At 56.2% G+C, this 1,948-nt stretch carries 1 protein-coding gene; it reads right to left on the bottom strand.

Annotation, left to right across the window (positions count from 1 at the left end; all coding sequences use genetic code 11):
- Positions 1–1,948: DUF5801 repeats-in-toxin domain-containing protein (locus AACS24_RS05805; protein ID WP_219927758.1), on the bottom strand; the 1,948-nt coding region annotated here is incomplete at both ends.

Genomic DNA, 1,948 nt, shown 5'->3' on the forward strand with positions numbered 1-1,948 from the left:
GTTGTTGACCGTCAGGGTAAAGGCCACACTGCCGCTGCTGTTACCGACCCGGCCGACCACATTGCCACTCTCCAGATAGAGCAGGATGTTCTTGCCGGTTGCGGTGTCGTTGAGCCCGCTGTCTACACCGCTGGCACTGACGTTCAGGCTGTAAGCCAGCGTACCGGCCCCATCGGCGCCAAAGCTGCTGGTGAACAGGCTGGCATAGCTGGTGCTGGCATTGAGTGACAGGTTGCTTTCGTCCACTTGCAGACTGTCATTGGCCGCACTGCCAGCACTGATACTCGGGCCATCGTCCTTGAAGCTGATGACCTTACCAATATCCAGAACCCCGCTTGCGTGATCTCCATCCTTATCGGTGACGGTCAAAGTCAAATTCACGTGGCCAGAGCCCAAAAAGGTTGCTTCATCAGGATCAGAGGTTGGGTGAACTACAGCCCGCAGCTGATCAAGGGTCACCTTGCCGCTACCGTCAACCGTGAGGCTAAATACCAGCTGGCCAGTGGTGGCAGTGCGTCCTTCGAGGGTCGAACCATGCATGCTCAACTGAACTTGCTCACCAGTGGCGGTATCAATCAGACCAGAGCTGGCATTTTGTACATTCAGGCTGTAGCTCTGGGATCCCAGACCATCTGCCCCCGGCTGTACATTGAACACTCCACTAAAGTCAGCTGTTGCATCATGATTGAGGCTCGACTCATCGACCTGCAACTGCACAGCACCGCCCCAAGTCACAGTGGTGCTGACATCGTTGTAGTCGTAATCCGAGTTGAGGGTCATATCCTCCCAGTTCTGGTTGCCTGCGCTACCAGTATCCTGCAAATGTGAACCGCCAGGGTTAAGGCTGGCATCGCTGAACACGATGTTGGCACCATCGGCACCACTCAACGCAGTACTGCCAACGAATGCCTGCCACTTGCCATTAATCAACTGGAAGGTGACAGCGGCACCATCTACAAGACCGGGATTGGCACCGCCATTGGGGATAACAAAGAATCCGGTATGAGCAGGATCCAGCGAACTGATATCTGTCTGGCTTCCCACACTCTGACTGTGAACATTTGCCCAGATGACTTTACCGGACAACGGGGTGCCATCATCACCTTTGATGTAGTAGCCATAGCTATTTGAATAACCGGCGTTGCTACCCAGGAAGGTGACTGAGGAAGTCAGGGACAGCTCACCCACCTGGATTGTCGGCGTATCATCGTTAATGGTGACGGCAAGTACGCCACTGGCACTATCCCCGTCACCATCTGTCACCTTGTAGCCCACATTGAGGGTGAGATTATCTTCGGTATCGACCCCTGTGTGCATCAAGGGCTGCAGAAGTTTCACCGAGTAGGCACCAGTGCTCAGGTCGGTAATGGTGACCGTCATCAAGACACCCCGAGTGGAACTGATAGACAAGGTTCCGCTTTGTGCATCCCACGTGGAGGTTACGCTTTCACTTCCCAACGAAATCGGCCCGGAGAGCTCAAGCGACTTGAGGCCATCAGCTCCGGACTGATAACTCAGGTTGCCGTTGACGCTGGTATTGGCCCCTGCGACATCACCAGAACCGCCATTGATCCCGCCGATAAGGCCTTCATCGTCCAGTACCAAAGCAGCCTGAACATTGCTTGCTTTGGGACCGTCATCTTCAAAGCGGAACACGCCGTTGGCACCCAGGTCTACAGACGCTCTGGCACGGTCGCCATCCGCATCAGTCACGGTCTGCACCAACGTCAGCACGCCGCGGTCCAAGGTCAGCGCCACGCTGTCATCCGCACTGGTGGTGTTGGCGTGCCAGACGTTGTCCAGCAGGGCCAGCGTCACTTCCCCGGTGCTCGGGTTGATGGTCAGGGTGAAGTAGTTCACCGTACCGACACTGCCGGTGATGACGTTGTCCACCTGATTGAGCACGATGGCCGCACCCTGCCCATTGGCGGCCAGCGGGTCGACCGCA

Origin of the sequence: Aeromonas sp. HMWF016 (assembly GCF_963878195.1) — a bacterium.
GTDB classification, from domain to species: Bacteria; Pseudomonadota; Gammaproteobacteria; order Enterobacterales; family Aeromonadaceae; genus Aeromonas; species Aeromonas lacus.